This window comes from Luteimonas sp. Soil_C_16, assembly GCF_057657295.1.
The window spans coordinates 288522-309407 of record NZ_JBDGIS010000004.1 but is presented as its reverse complement, the minus strand read 5'-3'; the positions used below and the strand labels follow the sequence as shown (position 1 = coordinate 309407).

The window sequence follows — 20886 nt, the reverse complement described above, 5'->3', positions numbered from 1 at the left end:
CCGTGGCCGCAGAGTCAAAAGCCCCGTGGATTGCGGACGCCTTGGCCTCGCGCTTCGCGGCTGGCGGCCTCGTGTTCTGGCACGACGTGGACGCGGAGTTTGCTGATGCTCTGGATACCCTGCAAATGGATGTCGATATCGAGACCATTCGCCTGGACAGCGCTTCCGCACTGGCCACCAAGCGCCACATCGAAAGCAACCCCAAAGGCCGATTCCTCCTCTACAGCAACAAGGCCGAGCCCGAGCCCGCATCGGATTGGCTGCTGGACATCCGCCTGCGCGCGCAAAGCTTCCGCGCCGACCTGACCTCGGTGCGTTTGGATGAGCTGGGGCTCAGCAACGCCGCACTGGCGCCACACCTGCGCGCCCGCGCGAAATTCCTGGCCGCGGAAACCCGACGCCAAAAGTTGAAACGCCTGCTGCAGCCCATGGACGGCGAAGCAGAGCTGGACCGCAAGATGATGGCCGTCATCCTGCGCAGCGACGAGGCGGACGCGCTGTCCTTGGCGCTACAGCTGATGCACGGCCTGTGGGTGGAAGGGCATCAGGATATCGGCGAGTCGCCGAAGGCCTGGAGTGAACTGCAGGGCTATGGGCTGGAGGACGCCTTCTGGCAGCTGATGCGCGAGACCTTCGGTTATGAGGCCAGCGCGCCCGGCTTAGCAGATCTGTTGCGCCGTATCCTGGTCACCGATTTCGCCCGCAGCCTGGGCACTGCCGTTCCTGCGGCCTTGACCCACCTGCAATTGCCCCATGCGCTGCTCGCCGGCAATGCCGCCGTCCTGGCAGGCCGCTGGCGCAGTGACCTCAACCGCTACCGGGCTTACACCGACCTGTCGGCCGCGATCGCGGACGAGCTAAGTATTAACGCGCTGATTGCCGACCGCCCGGCGGAAGTATTGCTGGAGTGCATGACCTTCGCCCAGGTGGAGCGGTGCATCCTGCATGACTTGAAGGGCAGGGTGCTGCAACTCGGCGGCGCGGCACTGGCATCGATTCAGCCCATTATCGACCGTCGTCGCGACGGCCACTGGGCCGATCTGCGGTTAGCCAGCGACAGCGACGAGGTCCGCGCGATCGCCAGCTGTTACTCGGCGCTGGAGGCGGCGGCCGGCTTCTCCGAATTGAAAGAGCGACATGCCGCGGGCATCAGTTTTGCCGGCGCAGGAGAAGCAGTACATGCCTACCGTGCCGAGCTGTACCGTTTCGACCAGTTGTACCGCTACTTCCACCACGCCTCCAGCCAAGTCGAGCCAATGGGCTGGGGCGTGCTGCACGACTTGCACGAGCAAATTGAAGCGGCGTACTCCGGTTGGTTCGTGCCGACGCTGTCTTCGGCATGGGCCAAGGTGCTGGAGGGCAGCGATGGACTGCTGGAGACCTGGAGCGTGTACGGCCTAGTGCCACAGCATCAGTTCTTCGACAACCGGGTCGCGGCGCAACTCGAGACCACCAAGCGCGTTTTCGTGCTGATCTCGGATGCGTTCCGCTACGAAGCAGGTCAAGAGCTGGCACGGGACATCAATGCGAAGAACCGATTGGTCGCCGAGCTGGATGCCATGTTGAGCGTGTTGCCCAGTTACACCTCGCTGGGCATGGCCGCCCTGCTGCCGCATCACTCGCTGGCCTACAAGCCGGGCGACAGCCTGGACGTGCTGGTGGACGGACAACCGGCCGCCACCCTGGACGCTCGCAACGCGCAGTTGGGCCGCTACGACGGCATTGCCGTGCGCGCCGCAGACCTGCTGGAACTGGGTAAAGCCAAGGGCCGGGAATTGGTCGGCGACCACCGCGTGATCTACGTCTATCACGACCTGATCGACATGACCGGCGACAAGCAGGGCTCGGAGGGCAAGACCTTCGACGCGGTGGCGCAGACGGTGGTGGAGCTCAATCGGATCATTTCCTACATCATCAACAGCTTGAACGGCTCGACGGTACTGGTGACAGCCGATCACGGATTCCTCTATCAGGAATCGCCCCTGGATCACGCGAGCAAGGCGGCCTTGGCCGAGAAGCCTGCAGGCACGCTGCGCGCCAAGAAGCGCTACCTGATCGGTCGCGACCTGCCGGAGAATCCGGCCGTGTGGGCTGGCTCCACCCGTACCACCGCGCATACAGAGCTAGGCGAGAGCAGCGTGGACTTCTGGCTGCCCAAGGGCGCCATGCGCTTCCACTTCGCTGGGGGCGCGCGCTTCGTGCATGGCTCGGCGATGCCGCAGGAAGTGATCGTGCCGCTGCTGACCGTGCGTGAATCCGAATCGGCGAAGGGCCGGGTACGCGCCGTGGACGTGAGTCTGATGGGATTGTCGAACAAGGTGGTGACCAACACGCAGCGCTTCGACCTGATTCAGACAGAGGCCGTAGGCGCACAGGTGCTGGCACGCTCTTTGAAGGTTTCGCTGCGCGATGGCGACACGCTGATCAGCGACGAAGCGACGGTGACCTTTGACAGCGCATCTTCCGTCCTGGCAGAGCGGATTAAACAGATCATCCTGACCGTCCGGTCGGGCCAGTACGACCGCCACAAGGACTACGCCCTGGTGGGGCGCGATGCAAAGACGAACGTAGAAGTACTACGCGCTTCCCTGAGAATCGACCTGGCGTTTTCCAATGACTTCTGACGCTTCGAGCGACACGGCAAGTGCTGTAGACGATCCGCAGGCCCTGCAGGATCTGGATGCGCTGTTGAACCGGCATTTCGCCGGCAAGGTGGTGCGCAAGGATCTGACCAAGCTGATCAAAGAGGGGGCGAATGTCCCGGTCTACGTTCTGGAGTACCTGCTGGGCATGTATTGCGCCTCGGATGACGAGGCGACCATTCAGGCCGGCTTGACCACGGTCAAGCGCGTGCTGAGCGAGAACTATGTGCGACCCGACGAGGCCGAGAAGGTCAAATCGAAGATCCGCGAGAGCGGCACGTATCGCATCATCGACAAGGTCACGGTCAAGCTCAACGACAAGCGGGATGTCTACGAGGCGCTGTTGTCCAACCTCGGCGTGAAGAACGCAGAGATCTCGCATCGTTTCGTGCGTGAGTTCGAGAAGCTGCTGGCTGGCGGCATCTGGTGCATCGTGACGCTGCGCTACCTCTACGAGGAAAACCAGAAGGGCTCGCCCTTCGTCGTCGAGGATCTCAAGCCGATCCAGATGCCGAACATGGACATGCAGGCCTTGTTCGAGGGCCGCAAGGCCTTCACCGATGCGCAATGGATCGACGTGCTGCTGCGTTCCACCGGCATGGAACCGACCACGTTTGATGAGCGCGCCAAGTGGCATCTGCTGGCGCGCATGATTCCGTTGGTCGAGAACAACTACAACTACTGCGAGCTGGGGCCGCGCGGCACGGGCAAGAGCCACATCTTCAAAGAGATCAGCCCCAACAGCATACTGGTCTCCGGTGGACAGACCACCGTAGCCAACCTGTTCTACAACATGGCGGCGCGTACGGTGGGCCTGGTGGGCCTGTGGGATGTTGTGGCCTTCGACGAAGTCGCGGGCATCCGCTTCAAGGACCACGACGGCGTGCAGATCATGAAGGACTACATGGCGTCCGGCTCATTCAGCCGCGGCCGCGAGTCGATCAATGCCAACGCGTCGATGGTCTTCATCGGCAACATCAACCAGAGCGTCGAGTCGCTGGTGAAGACCTCGCACCTGCTGGCGCCTTTTCCGGAAGTCATGATCGACTCCGCGTTCTTCGATCGATTCCATGCCTACGTGCCGGGCTGGGAAATCCCCAAGATGCGGCCGGAGTTCTTCACCAACCAATTTGGTCTCATCGTGGACTACTTGGCGGAGTACCTGCGCGAGATGCGCAAGCACAGCTTCTCCGACGCGATCGACCGCTACTTCAAGCTGGGCAACAACCTCAACCAGCGCGACACCATTGCGGTGCGGCGCACGGTCTCAGGTTTGCTCAAACTGCTGTGTCCACATGGCGAGTATGACAAGGAGCAGGTGCGTCAGTGTCTCGAGTACGCGCTGGAGGCGCGCCGACGGGTCAAAGAGCAGCTGAAGAAGATCGGCGGCATGGAGTTCTACGACGTCCACTTTTCCTATATCGATCTGGAAGACCGTGAGGAACGTTTCGTCGCCGTACCCGAACAGGGCGGAGGTGGTCTGATACCAGAAGGCGGCAGCGCACCGGGCACGCTGCACACGATCACGATGGGGCTAGGCGGCATGCCGGGTGTCTATCGCGTCGAGATCCAGACGATGGCGGGAAACGGAAAGCTGTCGATTTCCGGCTCCGCCGCGAAGGAATCCGTTCGTGTGGGATTCGACTACTTCAAAGCGCACGCCGCTCGCATCAGTGCATCGATCAAGCCTGGCGAACACGACTTCCATCTGCATCTGGTCGAGCTGCAGAACATCGGCGCCCCGCAAGGTATGACGCTGTCCAGCCTGATCGCGCTGTGTTCGGCCGGTTTAGGGCGCGCCGTACAGAGCCAACTGGTGGTTTTGGGGGACATGTCCTTGGGCGGCACCATCTCGCCTGCACGCAATCTGGCGGAATCTATGCAGGTCGCGTTTGACGCCGGTGCCAAGCGGATTCTGCTGCCGATGAGCAGCGTCGCCGACATCGTGTCTGTGCCGGGCGAGCTGTTTGCCAAGTTTCAGACGAGCTTCTATTCCGATCCGGTGGATGCTGTGTTCAAGGCGCTGGGAGTCGAGTAGGCGATCTACGACTTCATCTAATTTTCGTTGAAGGCGGGAGTCCCAACACGTGCGTGCGCCTCCGCTCCGGGCCGCTATCGCGGATGATGCCATCGAGAATGCTGCCGGTCATTTCTGGCGCAAGAACGCTGTCGTCGCGCTCGACGAGGACCATATTCTTACCGCTGAGTTTCCTAAATAGAACTTCGCTTCGGCCATGAGAGCGAAGGATTAACCGACAGACCCCGCCGCCCGCAAACACACCTCCCGAATCGAATCCACCAACTGAGCCGGCCCCGATGTCTTCTCTTTTAGAATCGGCGCCACCGGCCCAACCAGCGCCTCGGTGAACGCACCGACGATGCAGGCGGCGGTGACGTCGGCGTCCTGGGCGGGGAATTCCTTCCGTTCGATGCCGGCCAGCAGGATGTCGCGGAAGACTTCGCCGAAGCGGCGGCGGCCGCGGATACGTTCGGCGTCCACCTCGGGATCGACGGGCTCGGCGATGAAGGCGTAGGCCAGGGCCGGGCCGGCGAGGGCGCGGCGCACGAAGGCTTCGATGGCGGCGCCCAGCTGGTCGCGGGCATCGGTGTGGCCGGCGGCCGCGCCGCGCAGGATCACGATCTCGGCGTCGATGGCGACGGTCAGCACTTCGACGAACAGTTCCGTCTTGGACGGGAAGTAGCGGTAGATCAGCCCGGTCGACACGCCAGCCTCGGCCGCGACGGCGGCCACCTGGGCCTCGCGGAAGCCGCCCACGGACACCAGCGTGCGCGCGGCGTGGACGATCCGCTCGCGGTTGCGGGTCATCCGCTCTTCCATCAGGTCCGAACGCCGGTAGCTCAAAACGTGATCCTCGGTTCAATTTTTGAATATCAGTTCAATTCTTGCCCGGAACCCGCTAGCCTGTGCTGATCGGGACCACTGCGCAGGCGCGATGCCATGCGGGTCGTCGTCCCCGGGAACCTGGAGTCCAGCATGCGTATTCCGTCCATCGATTTCCAACTCGGCGAAGAGATCGAGATGATCCGCGAGTCCGTGCAGGACTTCGCCGCGCAGGAGATCGCGCCCCTCGCCACGCATGCCGACGAGGCCAACCAGTTCCCGCACGCACTGTGGACCAAGCTCGGCGCGCAGGGCCTGCTGGGCATCACCGTCGAGGAAGAATACGGCGGCACGGGCCTCGGCTATCTGGCACACGTGGTCGCGATGGAGGAGATCTCGCGGGCCTCGGGTGGCATCGGTCTGTCCTATGGCGCGCACTCCAACCTGTGCCTCAACCAGCTGCGCAAGAACGCCAGCGAGGCGCAGAAGCAGCAGTATCTGCCGAAGCTGTGCAGCGGTGAGTACGTCGGCGCGCTGGCGATGAGCGAGCCGGGCGCGGGTTCGGACGTGGTGGGCATGAAGCTGCGCGCGGAACTGCGCGGCGACCGCTACGTGCTCAACGGCAACAAGATGTGGATCACCAACGGCCCGACCGCCGACGTGCTGGTGGTCTACGCCAAGACCGATCCGGACGCCGGCCCGAAGGGCATCACCACCTTCATCATCGAGAAGGGCTTCAAGGGGTTCTCGACCGCGCAGAAGCTCGACAAGCTCGGCATGCGCTCTTCGGATACCTGCGAACTGGTGTTCGAGGATTGCGAAGTGCCCGTCGAGAACGTGCTCGGCGAAGTCGGCGGCGGCGTCAAGGTGCTGATGTCGGGTCTCGACTACGAGCGCCTGGTGCTGTCGGGCGGTCCGCTGGGGCTGATGGCCGCGGGCCTCGATGCGGTGCTGCCGTACGTGCACGAGCGCAGCCAGTTCGGCGAGGCGATCGGCAACTTCCAGCTGATGCAGGGCAAGGTCGCCGACATGTATGTCGCCTACAACGCCTGCCGCGCCTACGTGTACGCGGTGGCGAAGGCGGCCGACGCCGGCAAGATCACCCGTCAGGACGCCGCGGGCGTGATCCTCTACGCCGCCGAGAAGGCGACGTGGCTGGCCGGGCAGGCGATCCAGGCGCTGGGCGGCAACGGCTACATCAACGAGTACCCGGTGGGCCGCCTGTGGCGCGACGCCAAGCTCTACGAGATCGGCGCGGGCACGTCGGAGATCCGGCGCATGCTGATCGGCCGCGAACTGTTCCGCCAGACCAGCTGAAGGAGCACCGATGGCCATCCTGCAGAGCCGGATCGACCCGGCCGGTGAGAGTTTCCAGACCAATGCCGCTGCGATGCAGACGGCGCTCGATGATCTGCGCGCCACGCATGCGCGCATCGCCCAGGGCGGCAGCGAGGCCGCGCGGGAGAAGCACCGCAAGCGCGGCAAGCTGCTGGTGCGTGATCGCATCGATGCGCTGATCGATCCCGGCGCGCCGTTCCTCGAGGTCGCGCCGATGGCGGCGCACGGCATGTACGGCGGCGAGGTGCCCAGCGCGGGCGTCGTCGCCGGCATCGGACTGGTCAGCGGCGTCGAATGCATGATCGTCGCCAACGATGCGACGGTGAAGGGCGGCACTTATTACCCGATCACGGTGAAGAAGCATCTGCGTGCGCAGGAGATCGCGCAGCAGAACCGCCTGCCGTGCATCTATCTGGTCGATTCGGGCGGCGCCTTCCTGCCGATGCAGGACGAGGTGTTCCCCGACCGCGATCATTTCGGCCGGATCTTCTACAACCAGGCCAATCTCTCCGCGCAGGGCATTCCGCAGATCGCCTGCGTGATGGGCTCGTGCACCGCCGGCGGCGCCTACGTGCCGGCGATGAGCGACGAGACGGTGATCGTCAAGGAGCAGGGCACGATCTTCCTCGGCGGACCGCCGCTGGTGAAGGCCGCGACGGGCGAGGAAGTGGACGCCGAATCGCTGGGCGGTGCCGACGTGCACACGCGCATCTCGGGCGTGGCCGATCACTTCGCCGAAGACGATCGGGATGCACTGGCGCGCGTGCGCGACATCGTGGCCTCGCTCAACTGGCGCAAGCAGGGTGAGCTGCTGACGCAGCCGTCGGAAGAGCCGGCGTATCCGGCCGAAGAACTCTACGGCGTGATTCCCGCCGATACGCGTAAACCGTATGACGTGCGTGAAGTGATCGCGCGGCTGGTCGATGGTTCGCGCTTCGATGAATTCAAGGCGCGCTACGGCACCACGCTGGTCACCGGCTTCGCGCATCTGCACGGCTATCCGATCGGCATCGTCGCCAACAACGGCATCCTGTTTTCCGAGAGCGCGCTCAAGGGCGCGCACTTCGTCGAGCTGTGCGCCAAGCGCGGCATTCCGCTGCTGTTCCTGCAGAACATCACCGGCTTCATGGTCGGCAAGAAGTACGAGAACGGCGGCATCGCACGTGATGGCGCCAAGCTGGTGACCGCGGTCGCCTGCGCGAAGGTGCCGAAGTTCACCGTCGTCATCGGCGGCAGTTTCGGCGCCGGCAATTACGGCATGAACGGCCGCGCGTACTCGCCGCGTTTCCTGTGGATGTGGCCCAACGCCCGCATCGGCGTCATGGGCGGTGAGCAGGCGGCCGGCGTGCTGGCCACCGTGCGTCGCGACGGCATCGAGGCCAAGGGCGGCACGTGGTCGGCGGAAGACGAGGACGCGTTCAAGGCGCCGATCCGCGAACAGTTCGAGCAGCAGGGCCATCCGTACTACGCCAGCGCACGACTGTGGGACGACGGCATCATCGATCCGGCCAAGACCCGGCGCGCATTGGGGCTGGCGCTGTCGGCGGCATTGAACGCACCGAACGAAGAGACGAAGTTCGGCATCTTCCGGATGTGACCGGGCGCGACGAGGACACCGCAATGACCGACACACCGAACATCGGGATCGAACGCAAGGGCGCCGTGGCGACCTTGTGGATGGATCGCCCCGAGCGTCACAACGCGTTCGACGAACACCTGATCGACGCGATCGATCGTGGCCTGCAGACGCTCGGCGCCGACGAAAGCGTGCGCGTCGTCGTGCTGGCCGGACGCGGCCGCAGTTTTTCCGCCGGCGCCGATCTGGACTGGATGCGCCGCGCTGCCGATTACGACGTCGCGCGCAATCGCGACGAAGCCGAAGCACTGGCGCGCATGCTGCGCCGCCTGGCGGAACTGCCGAAGCCGACGATCGCGCGCGTGCATGGCGCGGCAATCGGTGGCGGGCTGGGTCTTGTCGCTGCCTGCGATATCGCGATTGCCAGCGACAAGGCGGTATTCGCGACGTCCGAGGTCAGATTCGGACTGATTCCCGCGACCATCGGCCCGTACGTACTGCGCGCGATCGGCCCGCGCCAGGCCGCGCGCTATTTTCTGACCGCTGAGCTGATCCAGCCGGCGAAGGCGTACGAGATCGGACTGGTGCATGAAGTCGTCGCCGACGATGCCCTCGACGCCGCGATCGACACGCTGGTGCAGGCGCTGGCGCAGGGCGGTCCGAATGCGCAGGCCGAATCCAAGCGGCTGATCCGCGATCTCGATGGCCAGACCATCGGTGATGCATTGATTGCCGACACCGCCGCGCGCATCGCCGGCATCCGCGCCACCGGCGAAGCCCGCCAGCGGCTGGACGCCTTCCTGTCCGCACGCCGCGCAAAGGATGCTCGATGACCACTGGAATTTCCGAAGGCGCGCTGTTCGACACCGTGCTGATCGCCAATCGCGGCGAGATCGCGTGCCGCATCATCGCGACCTGTCGCCGGCTCGGCATCCGCACCGTGGCGGTGTACTCCGACGCCGACCGTAATGCGCGCCATGTGCGTCTGGCCGATGAGGCTGCGCACATCGGCCCGTCGGCGGCGCGCGAGAGCTATCTGCGCGCCGACAAACTGCTGGACGCCGCGCGCCGCACCGGTGCGCAGGCGATCCACCCCGGCTACGGCTTCCTGTCCGAGAACGCGGCATTCGCGCAGGCCTGCGCCGATGCCGGCGTGGTCTTCATCGGCCCTAGCCCAAAGTCGATCCAGGCGATGGGCGACAAGCGCGAAGCCAAGGCGCTGATGCAGGCCGCCAATGTGCCGGTGACGCCGGGCTATCACGGCGACAACCAGGATCCCGCGTTCCTGCAGCAGCAGGCCGACGAGATCCGCTATCCGGTGCTGATCAAGGCCAGCGCCGGCGGTGGCGGCAAGGGCATGCGTCTGGTCGAGAAGCGCGAGGACTTCGCGGCGTCGCTGCTGTCGTGCCAGCGCGAGGCCGAGAGTTCGTTCGGCGATGCGCGCGTGCTGATCGAGCGCTACATCGTGCGGCCGCGCCACGTGGAGATGCAGGTCTTCGGCGACAGCCACGGCAACGTGGTGCATCTGTTCGAGCGCGACTGCTCGGTGCAGCGCCGGCATCAGAAGGTGCTGGAAGAAGCACCCGCGCCCGAACTGAGCGACGCGCAGCGCGAGGCCATGGCGCAGGCTGCGGTCGCCGCCGCGCGCGCGGTCGATTACATCGGCGCCGGCACGATCGAGTTCATCGTGGGCGAGGGCGGCGATTTCCATTTCATGGAAATGAACACCCGGTTGCAGGTCGAACATCCGGTCACCGAGATGGTCACCGGCATCGATCTCGTCGAATGGCAGTTGCGCGCGGCTGCCGGCCAGGCGCTGCCATTGCGTCAGGATCAGATCCACCATCGCGGTCATGCGATCGAAGCGCGCCTGTATGCGGAAGACGCGCTCAAAGGCTTCCTGCCCTCGACGGGCACGCTGCAGGTCATGCAGTTCCCGGAAGCGAGCGTGCACGTGCGCATCGACACCGGCGTGGAGCAGGGTGACGCGATCAGCCCGTGGTACGACCCGATGATCGCCAAGCTGATCGTTTGGGACGAAGACCGTCCCCGTGCCTTGCAGCGTCTGCGTCAGACCATCGATGCGGTGCGCGTCGTCGGCGTGACGACGAATGCGGTGTTCCTCGGCCGCCTCGCGCGCCAGGCGGATTTCTCTGCCGCGCGTCTGGACACCGGACTCGTCTCACGCGAGATCGACACGCTGCTCGCGCCCTTGCCCGAGGCCGACGATGCGGCGTGGATGCTGGCCGCGCTCGGATTCTGGGCGCAATCCCAGTCGGCAAAAGACGACGCGACTTCCAACCCCTCTCCCTCCGGGAGAGGGGCAGGGGTGAGGGTCGCTTCTCCGTGGACAATCGCCGACGGCTGGCGCCTCGGCACCCATGCCGCCCGATTCATCGAACTGTCGGCGAACGGACAGCACCGCCGCATCGCGGTGCGTAAGGACCTCGACGGCCTGCGCATCGGCTTCGACGGCGAGACGGCCAGTCCGGTCAGCTTCCAATGGAGCGTACCGACGCTGACCGCCGCCCTCGACGGCGTACGTCGCAATGTCGACGTACTGGTGCAGGGCGCGCAGATCGTGCTGTATCGCGGCGAAGACCGCTTCGTGTTCGAACACGTCGATCCGCTGCATCGTCACACCGGCGCCGAAGCGCATGCCGGCGCGGTGATCGCACCGATGCCGGGGCGCATCGTCGAACTGCTGGCACCGCTGGGCACGCCCATCAAGAAGGGCACGCCGCTGCTGGTGATGGAAGCCATGAAGATGGAGCACACGCTGCAGGCGCCGCACGACGGTGTGGTCAAGGCGTTTCTCGCGAAACAGGGCGATCTGGTCGCCGACGGCGCGGTGCTGGTCGACTTCGTCGAGGGCGATGCAGAGGAGGGCGCGGCATGAGTGATTTCGTCCGCGTCGTCGAAGTCGGTCCGCGCGATGGGCTGCAGAACGAAAAAGCGCTGGTGCCGGCCGCGACCAAGATCGCGTTGATTGACCGGCTGTCGGTCTGCGGTTTCCAGGTCGTCGAAGCTACGAGCTTCGTCAGCCCGAAGTGGGTGCCGCAGCTGGCCGATGCCGAAGAGGTGCTTGCCGGCATGCAGCCGAACGACGGCGTCGCCTATCCGGTACTGGTGCCCAACGCGAAAGGTCTGGAACGGGCGCTGGCCGCCGGCGTGCGGCACATCGCGGTGTTCACCGCGGCCTCGGACGCCTTCAGCCTCAAGAACACCAACATCGATGTCGACGGCTCGCTCGAGCGGCTGAAGCCGGTCGTCGAGCAGGCGCGTGCTGCGGGTGTATCGGTCCGTGGCTACGTGTCGACCGTGCTCGGCTGTCCCTACCAAGGTCACGTGCCGCTGGGCGACGTGGTGCGCGTGGCCGATGCCCTGCATGCGATGGGCTGCGACGAGATCTCGCTCGGCGACACCATCGGCGTCGGCACGCCGGCCATGGCGCGCGAGATGCTGCTGGCCTGCGCGCAGACCGTGCCCATGGCGCAGCTCGCCGTGCATTTCCACGACACCTACGGCCAGGCGCTGGCCAACGTGCTGGCCTGTCTCGAAGCCGGCGTGCGCGTGGTCGACAGCGCGGTCGGCGGACTCGGCGGCTGCCCTTACGCGAAGGGCGCCAGCGGCAATCTCGCGACCGAGGATCTGCTCTACATGCTCGACGGACTGGGGCTGCGCACCGGTATCGACCTGCAGGCCGTGACCGATACGGCGGTGTGGATCAGCGGCGAACTCGGGCGCAAGCCGGCCAGCAAGCTAGCGACGGTGGGGCTGGCGAACGCGGCGGCCTGATCCGGCCTGACGCGACCGGGCGCAGCCCTAACTCAGCCCTGCTTGTAGACAGTCCGCTGTCCGATCGGACTGCTCTTCTTCGCGGTCGGCCGGGCCAGACCGGGAATGAGGAAGTCCGCGGCGCTCTGGCCACGCTTCGTCTTCTCCGCAAGCCAGCGTGGCATGCGGCCACGGCCGGACCAGGTGTTCCGCCTGTTCTGCGGATCGCGATACTTCGCAGCGACCTTCGCGCGCTTTCCCTTCTTCGCGCGCTTGGCGGCGACGGGACCCGGAGATGCGGCGTCGATGAGTTCTTCGATCGCGTAGCCCTGGGAAAGCACGAACGCGATCAGTTCCGCGCGGACGACCGCGACCGGTCGACGGCGTGACAGCACCGCCTTGCGTCGCTCGGCGGCGACCAACAGTGCATCGAGCTCGCGGAGGGAAAGCGCATCGACATCGATCTTCATGCCGGCGAGCCTCGGGCCGCCCCGTCCATCTGTCAACAGGAGCGCGTGTGCGCAGGTCTACACCGCACAGCGCGTCGTCGACTTCCCGTGCATCATGCGTACGGAAGGTCATCGGGATCAGCACCGACGTAATCCGGCGCGGGCATGGCCGTCAGCTGGACCGCCATGATGTCGGAGTGGCCTTGCAGCAGGGCTTTGATGACGCGATGCATGCCATCCATAACCCGGCCATCGGGCGACAGGATGATCGGGTGCGCCAGGTCGGTTGCTTCGACCAAGCGCATATGATCCATCAGGTCGCGACAGGTCGGTGGCGGATCGTCGGCGTCGTACCAGTAAGGCTCATCGATCTCACGGATCGCGGACAGTCTCACCGCATGCGGCTCCATGTCTTTCGTGAGGTCGATGAGGCGGTGCACATCCCAAGCGAGCAAGCCCTGCTCGCCCTCACGAAAGTGATACTGCTTGCACATGACCAATCCCTCATCCGGTGCCGGCGCGGACTATAAGTGCCGGGACCGGAAGAGGGCATGTCGATGGAGATGAGGCTCGCGAATCTGCGTGCTAGCGGCTCAGGGAGCAGCCGGGGGTTCGAACATCTCTGATTCGTTGTCTTCTTCAGACAGGACGCGTAGACGACTCGGCAAAAGAAAAAACGGCCCGCAATGCGGGCCGTTTTCGTATCACCTGACGCGATGGATCAGACCAGGCGCGTCAGCCAGCCATGCTGGTCCGGCGCGCGGCCGTACTGGATGTCGAGCAGATCCTTGCGGATCGCCATGGTGATCTCGCCCGGCTGCGCGTCGACATCGCCGACACTGAAATCGGCGCCCTTGAGCACGCCGATCGGCGAAATGCTGGCCGCGGTGCCGCAGGCGAAGACCTCACTGATCTCGCCCGAGCGCACGCCTTCGACCCACTCGGCGATCTCGACGCGGCGTTCGGTCACAGTGTGTCCGCGATCGCGCAGCAGCTGGATCACGCTGTCGCGGGTGATGCCTTCGAGAATGCTGCCGGTCAGGGACGGCGTGATGACGCTGCCGTCGCGCTGCACGAGAAACACGTTCATGCCGCCGAGTTCTTCGACATACGTATTGGTTTCCGCATCGAGGAACAGCACCTGCGCGCAGCCGTTCTCGACCGCCTCGCGCTGCGGCAACAGCGACGACGCGTAGTTGCCGCCGCACTTGGCCGAACCGGTACCACCGCGGCCGGCGCGCGCGTAGTCGCGCGAGAGCCAGATCGAGACCGGCTTGATGCCGCCCTTGAAGTAGGCGCCGGCGGGACTGGCGATCACGTAGTAGGCCACGCGACGGGCCGGGCGCACGCCGAGGAAATCCTCGTTGGCGATCATGAAGGGCCGGATGTACAGGCTCGATTCGCCGCCCCCGGGCACCCAGGCTGCATCGGTCTTGACCAACTGCTTGATCGATTCGACGAACAGATCCACCGGCAGTTCCGGCAGCGCCATGCGGCGGGCCGAATGCTGCAGGCGACGGCCGTTGGACTCCGGGCGGAAGGTCCACACCGAACCGTCGGCATGCCGGAACGCCTTCATGCCTTCGAAGATTTCCTGGCCGTAGTGCAGCACCGCGGCGGCGGGCGAGAACGTCAGCGGGCCGTAGGGCCGCACATGCGCGTCGTGCCAGCCGTCTTCGACGGTCCAGTCGATGGCGACCATGTGATCGGTGAAGTGCGTGCCGAAACCTGGATCGGCGAGAATCTTCTCGCGGTCGGCCTGCGCGCGCGCCTGCTGCGACGGGACGTGGCGGAAGGTGGGGAACGTGGTGTCGGTCATGCGCGGGACTCAGATGTGCAGGGCGTGGCCGAGTGCGCGCAGCGCAGCTTCCTGCACGGCTTCGCCCAGCGTCGGGTGGGGATGGATGGTACCGGCGATGTCTTCGAGCGTGGCGCCCATCTCGATCGACTGCACGAAGGCGATCGACAGTTCGGACACCTGCACGCCGACAGCCTGCCAGCCGAGGATGCGGTGGTCACCCGCACGCGCGACCACGCGCACGAAGCCGTCGGTCGATTCCAGCGACATCGCGCGACCGTTGGCTGCGAACGGGAACATGGAGGTCTTGATCTCGATGTTCTGCGCCTTGGCCTCGTCCGGCGACAGGCCGACGACGACGACTTCCGGATCGGTGAAACACACGGCCGGAATCGCCGCCGGCATGAAGTGACGCTTCTTGCCGCTGACGATCTCGGCGACGAGTTCGCCCTGCGCCATCGCGCGGTGCGCGAGCATCGGTTCGCCGGCGACATCGCCGATCGCCCAGACGTTGCGCATCGAGGTTTTGCACTGGTCGTCGATCTTGATCGCCTTGCCGGCGAGATCGAGCCCCAGCGATTCGAGGTTGAAGCCGTCGGTCTTCGGACGACGGCCCACCGCGACCAGGATCTGGTCGGCATCGAGCGTGAGTTCGGTGCCGTCGGGATCGCGCACGCGCAGCGCGCCGCCATCGCTCAGGCCGAGCACGCTGTGGCTGGTCAGCACCTTGACGCCCGCTTTCTGCAGGTGGGTCGCGACCGGCTTGGTCAGCTCGGCGTCGTAGGCCGGCAGGATGCGGTCCTGCGCTTCGACCACGGTGACTTCGCAGCCGAGCTTGCGGTAGGCGGTGCCGAGTTCCAGGCCGATGTAGCCGCCACCGACGACGATCAGATGCTTCGGCAGCGCGGTCGGCGAGAGCGCTTCGGTCGAGGAGATCACCTTGCCGCCGAACGGCAGGAACGGCAGCTCGACGACGTCCGAACCCGTCGCCAGCAACAGGTGCTCGCACTTGATGCGCAGCGCGCCGCCGTCTTCACCGGCGCCCGCGACTTCGACGGTCTTGCCGTCGACGATCGTCGCCCAACCCTTGATCAGCTGCGCGCCGTTTTTCTTCAAGAGCGCGCTGACGCCGCCGGTGAGCTTCTTGACGATGCCGGCCTTCCACTCGACGGTCTTGGCCAGATCCAGCGCCGGCGCCTGCACGCTGATGCCGAGCGGGGACGTGCCGGCCGCATAGCTCGCGACCTTGGCGAATTCCTCGGCGGCATGGATCAGCGCCTTGGACGGAATGCAGCCGATGTTGAGGCAGGTGCCGCCCGGGTTGACGCCCTCGACGACGATGGTCTTGACGCCGAGCTGGCCGGCGCGGATGCCGGCGATGTAACCGCCGGGGCCGCCGCCGATGACCAGCAGCTGGGTTTCAATGGTGTTGGACATCGATTACTCCACGAACAGCAGTGCAGGGGTTTCCAGGCGCTGACGGATGGCCTGCACGAACTCGGCCGCGTCCATGCCGTCGACGATGCGATGGTCGAACGAGGACGAGAGGTTCATCAGCTTGCGGGCGACGACCTGGCCTTCGCGGAACATCGGACGCTCGATGATGCGGTTGACGCCGACGATCGCCACTTCCGGATGATTGATGATCGGCGTCGACACCACGCCGCCGACCGGGCCGAGGCTGCTGATGGTGATCGTCGAACCGGACAGCTCATCGCGGGTCGCCTTGCCTTCGCGCACGGCGGCGGCGAGACGTCCGATCTCGGCTGCGGTCTGCCACAGGTCCAGCGATTCGGCATGCGCGATCACCGGCACCGACAGGCCCACCGCGCTCTGCGTTGCGATGCCGAGCTGCACGCCCTCGTAGCGGGTGACGATGTTGGCTTCGTCGTCGAAACGGGCGTTCATCTGCGGGAAGTCGCGTGCCGCGAGCACCACCGCGCGTGCCAGCAACGGCAGCAGGGTCAGCTTGCCGCGCGTCTTGCCCCAGCGGTCGTTGAGCTTGGCGCGCAGCGCCTCGACTTCGGTGACGTCGATTTCTTCCACATAGGTGATGTGGGGAATGTTCGACCACGACTGCTGCATCTTCTGCGCGATCTTGCGGCGCAGGCCCATGATCGGCACCTGCTCTTCGCCGGTGCGACGCGCATAGCTGCTGCCGCCCGCGCCACCACCGACCGGCTGCGCCTTGCCGCCGGCTTCGGCGTACGCGTCGAGATCGGCGTGCAGGATGCGGCCGCCCGGACCGGTCGCCGGCACGTAGCGCAGCTCGATGCCCAGATCCCAGGCACGGCGACGCACGGCAGGCGAGGCCAGCGGCTGTTCGCCGGCCGCGAGCACGCTGTTGGTGACCGCGCCGCGTGCGTCGGACTTTGCGGCCGGTGCAGGTGCCGCGGCCTTCGCAGGTGCGGCGGCGGGCTTGGCTTCAGCGGCCGGTGCGGGCTTGGCGTCCGCAGCCGGCTTCGGCGCTTCGGCCTTCGGCTCGGCCGCGGTTTCAACGGGCTTGGCCGCAGCCGGTGCACCTGCGGACGCGGCATTGCCGGCGCCTTCGACTTCGAGGCGGATCAGCTCGCTGCCGACGGCCATCATCTCGCCGGGCTTGCCGCCCAGCGACACGACGGTGCCCGCGACGGGCGAGGGGATCTCGACCATGGCCTTGTCGGTCATGACCTCGGCCACGATCTGGTCTTCGGCAACCTGGCCGCCGACTTCGACCTTCCAGGCGATCACTTCGACTTCGGCGATGCCTTCGCCGATGTCCGGCATCTTGATGACGTGATGTCCCATGGCTCAGTCCTCCAGCACGCGCTGCAACGCTTCGATGACCCGGGCCGGGCCCGGGAAGTAGTCCCATTCCTGCGCATGCGGATAGGGGGTGTCCCAGCCGGTGACGCGTTCGACCGGCGCTTGCAGGTGATAGAAGCAGTGCTCCTGCACCAGCGCGACGAGCTCGGCGCCGAAGCCGCAGGTGCGCGTGGCCTCGTGCAGCACGATGCAGCGGCCGGTCTTCTTGACCGAGGCGACGATCGCCTCGAGATCCAGCGGCCACAGGCTGCGCAGGTCGATCACTTCTGCATCGATACCGGCGTCTTCGGCCGCGGCCTGCGCCACCCACACGGTGGTGCCGTAGGTCAGGATGGTCACGGCCTTGCCTTCGCGCACGATGGCGGCCTTGTCCAGCGGCACCGAGTAGTAGCCTTCCGGCACCACGTTGTCGGTGTGCTTGGACCACGCGGTGACGGGGCGGTCGTGGTGACCGTCGAACGGTCCGTTGTAGAGGCGCTTGGGCTCGAGGAAGATCACCGGATCGTCGTTCTCGATCGAGGCAATCAGCAGGCCCTTGGCGTCGTACGGGTTGGACGGCATCACCGTGCGCAGGCCGGCCACGTGGGCGAAGATCGCCTCCGGGCTTTGGCTGTGGGTCTGGCCGCCGTAGATGCCGCCGCCGCAGGGCGTGCGGAACACCAGCGGCGACGTGAACATGCCACCCGAGCGATAGCGCAGGCGCGCGGCCTCGGACACGATCTGGTCGTAGGCCGGATAGATGTAGTCGGCGAACTGGATCTCGGCGACCGGACGCAGGCCGTAGGCCGCCATGCCGATCGCCGCGCCGGCGATACCGCTTTCGGAAATCGGCGCGTCGAACACGCGCTGCTTGCCGTACTTGGCCTGCAGGCCGTCGGTGCAGCGGAACACGCCGCCGAAGTAGCCCACGTCCTCGCCGAACACGACGACGTTGTCGTCGCGCTCCAGCATCACGTCCATCGCCGAACGCAGCGCCTGGATCATCGTCATCGGCGAACCGCCGGTGTTCTGGGTTTCGCTCATGGTCAGACTCCCAACTGCTGGCGCTGGCGACGAAGGTGTTCGGGCAGTTCTTTGTAGACGTCGTTGAACATGTCGGCGGCACCGGGACGGTTGTCGCTGCCGAGCAGACCGTGGGTCTCGGCCTCCTTCAACGCACGCGAGACTTCCGCGTCGAGTTCGGCGCGCACGGTCTCGTGCTGTTCGTCGCTCCACAGGCCGCGCTTGACGAGATGCTGTTTCAGACGATCGATCGGATCACCGAGCGGGAAATGCTGGGCGTCGTCGGCGGGGCGGTACTTGGACGGATCGTCCGAGGTCGAGTGCGGACCGGCGCGGTAGGTCACCCACTCGATCATCGTCGAACCGAGGTTGCTGCGCGCACGCTCTGCAGCCCAGCGCGAAGCGGCATAGACGGCGAGCAGATCGTTGCCGTCCACGCGCAGCGACGGAATGCCGTACGCGGCACCGCGCGCGGCAAAGGTGGTGTTCTCGCCACCGGCGATCGCCTGGAAGGTCGAGATCGCCCACTGGTTGTTGACCACGTTGAGGATCACCGGCGCGCGATAGACGTGCGCGAACACCAGCGCGGCATGGAAGTCGCCTTCGGCGGTCGCGCCGTCGCCGACCCACGCGGTCGCGATCTTGGTATCGCCCTTGATCGCCGAGGCCATCGCCCAGCCCACGGCCTGGATGTACTGGGTGGTCAGGTTGCCGGAGATCGAGAAGAAGCCGGCGTCTTTGTACGAATACATGATCGGCAGCTGGCGGCCCTTCAGCGGGTCGGCGGCGTTCGACAGGATCTGGCACATCATGCTGACCAGCGGCACGTCCTTGACGATCAGGATGCCCTGCTGGCGATAGGTCGGGAACTGCATGTCGCCGTCGCGCAGCGCAAGGGTCTGGCCGACCGCGATGGCTTCTTCGCCCGTGCACTGGATGTAGAACGAGGTCTTCTTCTGGCGCTGTGCGATCAGCATGCGCGCGTCGAAGGCGCGGGTCTTGAGCATCGCGTGCATCGCGCGCAGCAGCACGTCGTCGTCGATGTCGGCGGCCCACGGACCGACGGCGTCGCCGTTGTCGTCGAGCACGCGGATCAGCTGCCGGGTCATCGGCATGGTCTGCTGGGCGGTCACGTCCAGCGTGGGCTTGTCGACGCTGCCGGCCGGGCTGAGCTGCAGATAGGAAAAGTCGGTGGCCTGGCCCGGACGGGCACTCGGCTCGGGCACGTGCAACCGCAAGGGTTCGGTCGCGGCCGGATTCTGGGATGTGGACATGTCAGGGGCCTCGCTGGGCATGGGTCATGGAGCTGCAGGCATGCCGGCGGCGGGGGACGGCGGCAACGAAGAGGGCGGTGCGGATGCGGGACGCGCGGTCGTGGACCGGAACGGCTGGCGGCGCGACGGCAGGCGCGCGATGCGCGGGCCTGGGCGGACTGGACGGGGCACAGTGCAAGAACGCTTCTCCCGGTCGGACGGGCGTCGGCCCGCGGCTTTCAAGGCGGCGTGGAGCGTGACGCAGTCCGCCAGACGTGAAGTCTAAAGGCGGCAGCGAATATCGTAAATTTGTTTAATTGACTATGAGGTATTGTTTATTCAGATACCCGAGCCCCGCCGGAGCGCCGCATGCAGATCCCCGCCAACATGTCGCTGCGGCAATTGCGCTATTTCGCCGAGGCCGCAGAGCTGGGCCAGTTCTCGCAGGCCGCGCGCAAGCTGCATGTCTCGCAGTCGGTGATCACCACCGCCGTCGCCCAGCTCGAAACCCTGCTGGGTCTGCGCCTGTTCGACCGCATGCCGCACGGCGTGGCCCTGACCGCCGAGGGACACCGCTTCCACCAGCATGTGCGCCACATCCTCGACACCTTGCAGGACGCACTCAGCGAGCCGATGTTCCTGGCCAACACCCTGGCGGGGACGGTGCGGGTGGGCGCGTCGTACACCGTGCTCGGCTATTTCCTGCCGAGCCTGCTGGCGCGCTTCAAGCGCTCGTATCCGCTGGTCGAGATCGACCTGATCGACATGGACCGGGTCGAAATCGAACGCGGCGTGGCCGAAGGCGCGCTCGACTTCGGGCTCTGCATCATTTCCAACATGGTCGAGCCCTACACGCTGAAGCGGCAGCTGCTGATCCGCTCGCGCCGACAACTATGGCTGGCCGAATCGCATCCGCTGGCGCAGCAACCGGTGATCGGCCTGGCCGACGTTGCTGCGTATCCCTACATCATGCTGAAGGTGGACGAGGGCGAAGCCTCGGCGCTGCGCTACTGGCAATCGGTGCAGCGCGAGCCCAACGTCGCCTTCCGGACCTCCTCGCTGGAAGCGTTGCGAGGACTGGTGGCCTACGGATTCGGGGTGAGCATCCTGTCCGACATGGTCTACCGGCCGTGGTCGCTGGAAGGCCGCCGGATCGACGTGCGCACGCTCGACGATGCAGTGCCGCCGATGGAAGTCGGCCTGGTCTGGCGGCCCGACGACGCATTGTCGGCACCGGCGAATGCACTGCACCAGTTTCTGGTGTTCGCGTGCAGCGCCTGAGCATGCAGGGCCCGGCTGCCCGCGGCTGCGGATCGGAAATCGTGTGTTCTAGGCAGAGCCGGTCGCACGTCCTGCGACGCCGATCCGGATCATCCCGTGGTTGCATCGACAGGGCAGGGTAGC

The 20886-nt window shown here is 65.8% G+C and carries 16 protein-coding genes; 8 read left to right on the top strand and 8 right to left on the bottom strand.

What is annotated here, in order from left to right; all coding sequences use genetic code 11:
• Positions 1 to 2: 2 nt before the first annotated feature.
• Both pglZ and brxL read left to right on the top strand, forming a co-directional pair.
• Entirely contained in the window at positions 3 to 2624 is a 2622-nt protein-coding gene (gene pglZ / locus AC3A5T_RS10100) for a BREX-1 system phosphatase PglZ type A (protein WP_487628453.1), read from the top strand.
• Positions 2614 to 4680: a protease Lon-related BREX system protein BrxL gene (gene brxL, locus AC3A5T_RS10095; RefSeq protein ID WP_487628452.1), complete on the top strand. Its 2067-nt coding sequence runs from the start codon at positions 2614 to 2616 to the stop codon at positions 4678 to 4680. Before pglZ ends, brxL begins: the two co-directional genes overlap by 11 nt.
• A 210-nt stretch (positions 4681 to 4890) precedes the next feature.
• Here brxL and AC3A5T_RS10090 read toward each other — a convergent pair whose 3' ends face one another.
• Positions 4891 to 5505: a TetR/AcrR family transcriptional regulator gene (locus AC3A5T_RS10090; protein WP_487628451.1), complete on the bottom strand. Its 615-nt coding sequence runs from the start codon at positions 5503 to 5505 to the stop codon at positions 4891 to 4893.
• 132 nt (positions 5506 to 5637) lie between these two features.
• Here AC3A5T_RS10090 and AC3A5T_RS10085 point away from each other — a divergent pair, with 132 nt between their 5' ends.
• From AC3A5T_RS10085 to AC3A5T_RS10065, 5 genes are read left to right on the top strand one after another with little or no spacing between them, the layout of a single operon-like run.
• The gene (locus tag AC3A5T_RS10085) at positions 5638 to 6801 is read left to right on the top strand and encodes an isovaleryl-CoA dehydrogenase (RefSeq protein ID WP_232135147.1); all 1164 of its coding nucleotides are present in this window, start codon (positions 5638 to 5640) and stop codon (positions 6799 to 6801) included.
• Positions 6802 to 6811: 10 nt separating this feature from the next.
• Positions 6812 to 8419, top strand: a complete 1608-nt coding sequence (locus AC3A5T_RS10080) for a carboxyl transferase domain-containing protein (protein WP_487628450.1) — start codon at positions 6812 to 6814, stop codon at positions 8417 to 8419.
• Between the two features lie 23 nt (positions 8420 to 8442).
• Positions 8443 to 9231, top strand: coding sequence for an enoyl-CoA hydratase-related protein (locus tag AC3A5T_RS10075; RefSeq protein WP_487628449.1), 789 nt, complete (start codon positions 8443 to 8445; stop codon positions 9229 to 9231).
• Positions 9228 to 11297: an acetyl/propionyl/methylcrotonyl-CoA carboxylase subunit alpha gene (locus AC3A5T_RS10070; RefSeq protein WP_487628448.1), complete on the top strand. Its 2070-nt coding sequence runs from the start codon at positions 9228 to 9230 to the stop codon at positions 11295 to 11297. Before AC3A5T_RS10075 ends, AC3A5T_RS10070 begins: the two co-directional genes overlap by 4 nt.
• Positions 11294 to 12196 carry a hydroxymethylglutaryl-CoA lyase gene (locus AC3A5T_RS10065; RefSeq protein ID WP_487628447.1) on the top strand — a complete coding sequence of 301 codons (903 nt, stop codon included), beginning with the start codon at positions 11294 to 11296 and terminating at the stop codon, positions 12194 to 12196. Before AC3A5T_RS10070 ends, AC3A5T_RS10065 begins: the two co-directional genes overlap by 4 nt.
• Positions 12197 to 12228: 32 nt before the next feature.
• On the opposite strand, the gene AC3A5T_RS10060 is transcribed toward AC3A5T_RS10065, so the two are convergent.
• From AC3A5T_RS10060 to AC3A5T_RS10030, 7 genes are all read right to left on the bottom strand, one after another.
• Positions 12229 to 12597, bottom strand: coding sequence for an H-NS histone family protein (locus AC3A5T_RS10060; RefSeq protein ID WP_487628446.1), 369 nt, complete (start codon positions 12595 to 12597; stop codon positions 12229 to 12231).
• A gap of 140 nt (positions 12598 to 12737) precedes the next feature.
• Positions 12738 to 13118 (bottom strand): hypothetical protein, encoded by a 381-nt coding sequence (locus AC3A5T_RS10055; protein WP_487628445.1) that lies wholly within the window; start codon positions 13116 to 13118, stop codon positions 12738 to 12740.
• A 227-nt stretch (positions 13119 to 13345) separates the two neighbouring features.
• Entirely contained in the window at positions 13346 to 14443 is a 1098-nt protein-coding gene (locus AC3A5T_RS10050; protein WP_487628444.1) for a branched-chain amino acid aminotransferase, read from the bottom strand.
• 9 nt (positions 14444 to 14452) lie between these two features.
• Positions 14453 to 15859, bottom strand: coding sequence for a dihydrolipoyl dehydrogenase (gene lpdA, locus AC3A5T_RS10045; RefSeq protein WP_487628443.1), 1407 nt, complete (start codon positions 15857 to 15859; stop codon positions 14453 to 14455).
• A gap of 3 nt (positions 15860 to 15862) precedes the next feature.
• The gene (locus AC3A5T_RS10040; RefSeq protein WP_487628442.1) at positions 15863 to 17209 is read right to left on the bottom strand and encodes a dihydrolipoamide acetyltransferase family protein; all 1347 of its coding nucleotides are present in this window, start codon (positions 17207 to 17209) and stop codon (positions 15863 to 15865) included.
• A 3-nt stretch (positions 17210 to 17212) separates the two neighbouring features.
• Entirely contained in the window at positions 17213 to 18250 is a 1038-nt protein-coding gene (locus AC3A5T_RS10035; protein ID WP_487628441.1) for an alpha-ketoacid dehydrogenase subunit beta, read from the bottom strand.
• A 2-nt stretch (positions 18251 to 18252) separates the two neighbouring features.
• A complete protein-coding gene (locus AC3A5T_RS10030) occupies positions 18253 to 19503 on the bottom strand; it encodes a thiamine pyrophosphate-dependent enzyme (RefSeq protein ID WP_332077291.1) in 1251 nt (416 codons plus the stop codon).
• Between the two features lie 348 nt (positions 19504 to 19851).
• Between AC3A5T_RS10030 and AC3A5T_RS10025 the strand changes: the two genes are divergently transcribed.
• A complete protein-coding gene (locus tag AC3A5T_RS10025) occupies positions 19852 to 20763 on the top strand; it encodes a LysR family transcriptional regulator (protein ID WP_332077290.1) in 912 nt (303 codons plus the stop codon).
• Positions 20764 to 20886: the final 123 nt, after the last annotated feature.

Bases quoted from the DNA above. Each gene is read 5' to 3' on its own strand.
- brxL (WP_487628452.1), top strand. From the start codon at position 2,614: ATGACTTCTGACGCTTCGAGCGACACGGCAAGTGCTGTAGACGATCCG.
- AC3A5T_RS10085 (WP_232135147.1), top strand. From the start codon at position 5,638: ATGCGTATTCCGTCCATCGATTTCCAACTCGGCGAAGAGATCGAGATG.
- AC3A5T_RS10080 (WP_487628450.1), top strand. From the start codon at position 6,812: ATGGCCATCCTGCAGAGCCGGATCGACCCGGCCGGTGAGAGTTTCCAG.
- AC3A5T_RS10075 (WP_487628449.1), top strand. From the start codon at position 8,443: ATGACCGACACACCGAACATCGGGATCGAACGCAAGGGCGCCGTGGCG.
- AC3A5T_RS10070 (WP_487628448.1), top strand. From the start codon at position 9,228: ATGACCACTGGAATTTCCGAAGGCGCGCTGTTCGACACCGTGCTGATC.
- AC3A5T_RS10065 (WP_487628447.1), top strand. From the start codon at position 11,294: ATGAGTGATTTCGTCCGCGTCGTCGAAGTCGGTCCGCGCGATGGGCTG.
- AC3A5T_RS10055 (WP_487628445.1), bottom strand. From the start codon at position 13,118: ATGTGCAAGCAGTATCACTTTCGTGAGGGCGAGCAGGGCTTGCTCGCT.
- AC3A5T_RS10050 (WP_487628444.1), bottom strand. From the start codon at position 14,443: ATGACCGACACCACGTTCCCCACCTTCCGCCACGTCCCGTCGCAGCAG.
- lpdA (WP_487628443.1), bottom strand. From the start codon at position 15,859: ATGTCCAACACCATTGAAACCCAGCTGCTGGTCATCGGCGGCGGCCCC.
- AC3A5T_RS10040 (WP_487628442.1), bottom strand. From the start codon at position 17,209: ATGGGACATCACGTCATCAAGATGCCGGACATCGGCGAAGGCATCGCC.
- AC3A5T_RS10035 (WP_487628441.1), bottom strand. From the start codon at position 18,250: ATGAGCGAAACCCAGAACACCGGCGGTTCGCCGATGACGATGATCCAG.
- AC3A5T_RS10030 (WP_332077291.1), bottom strand. From the start codon at position 19,503: ATGTCCACATCCCAGAATCCGGCCGCGACCGAACCCTTGCGGTTGCAC.
- AC3A5T_RS10025 (WP_332077290.1), top strand. From the start codon at position 19,852: ATGCAGATCCCCGCCAACATGTCGCTGCGGCAATTGCGCTATTTCGCC.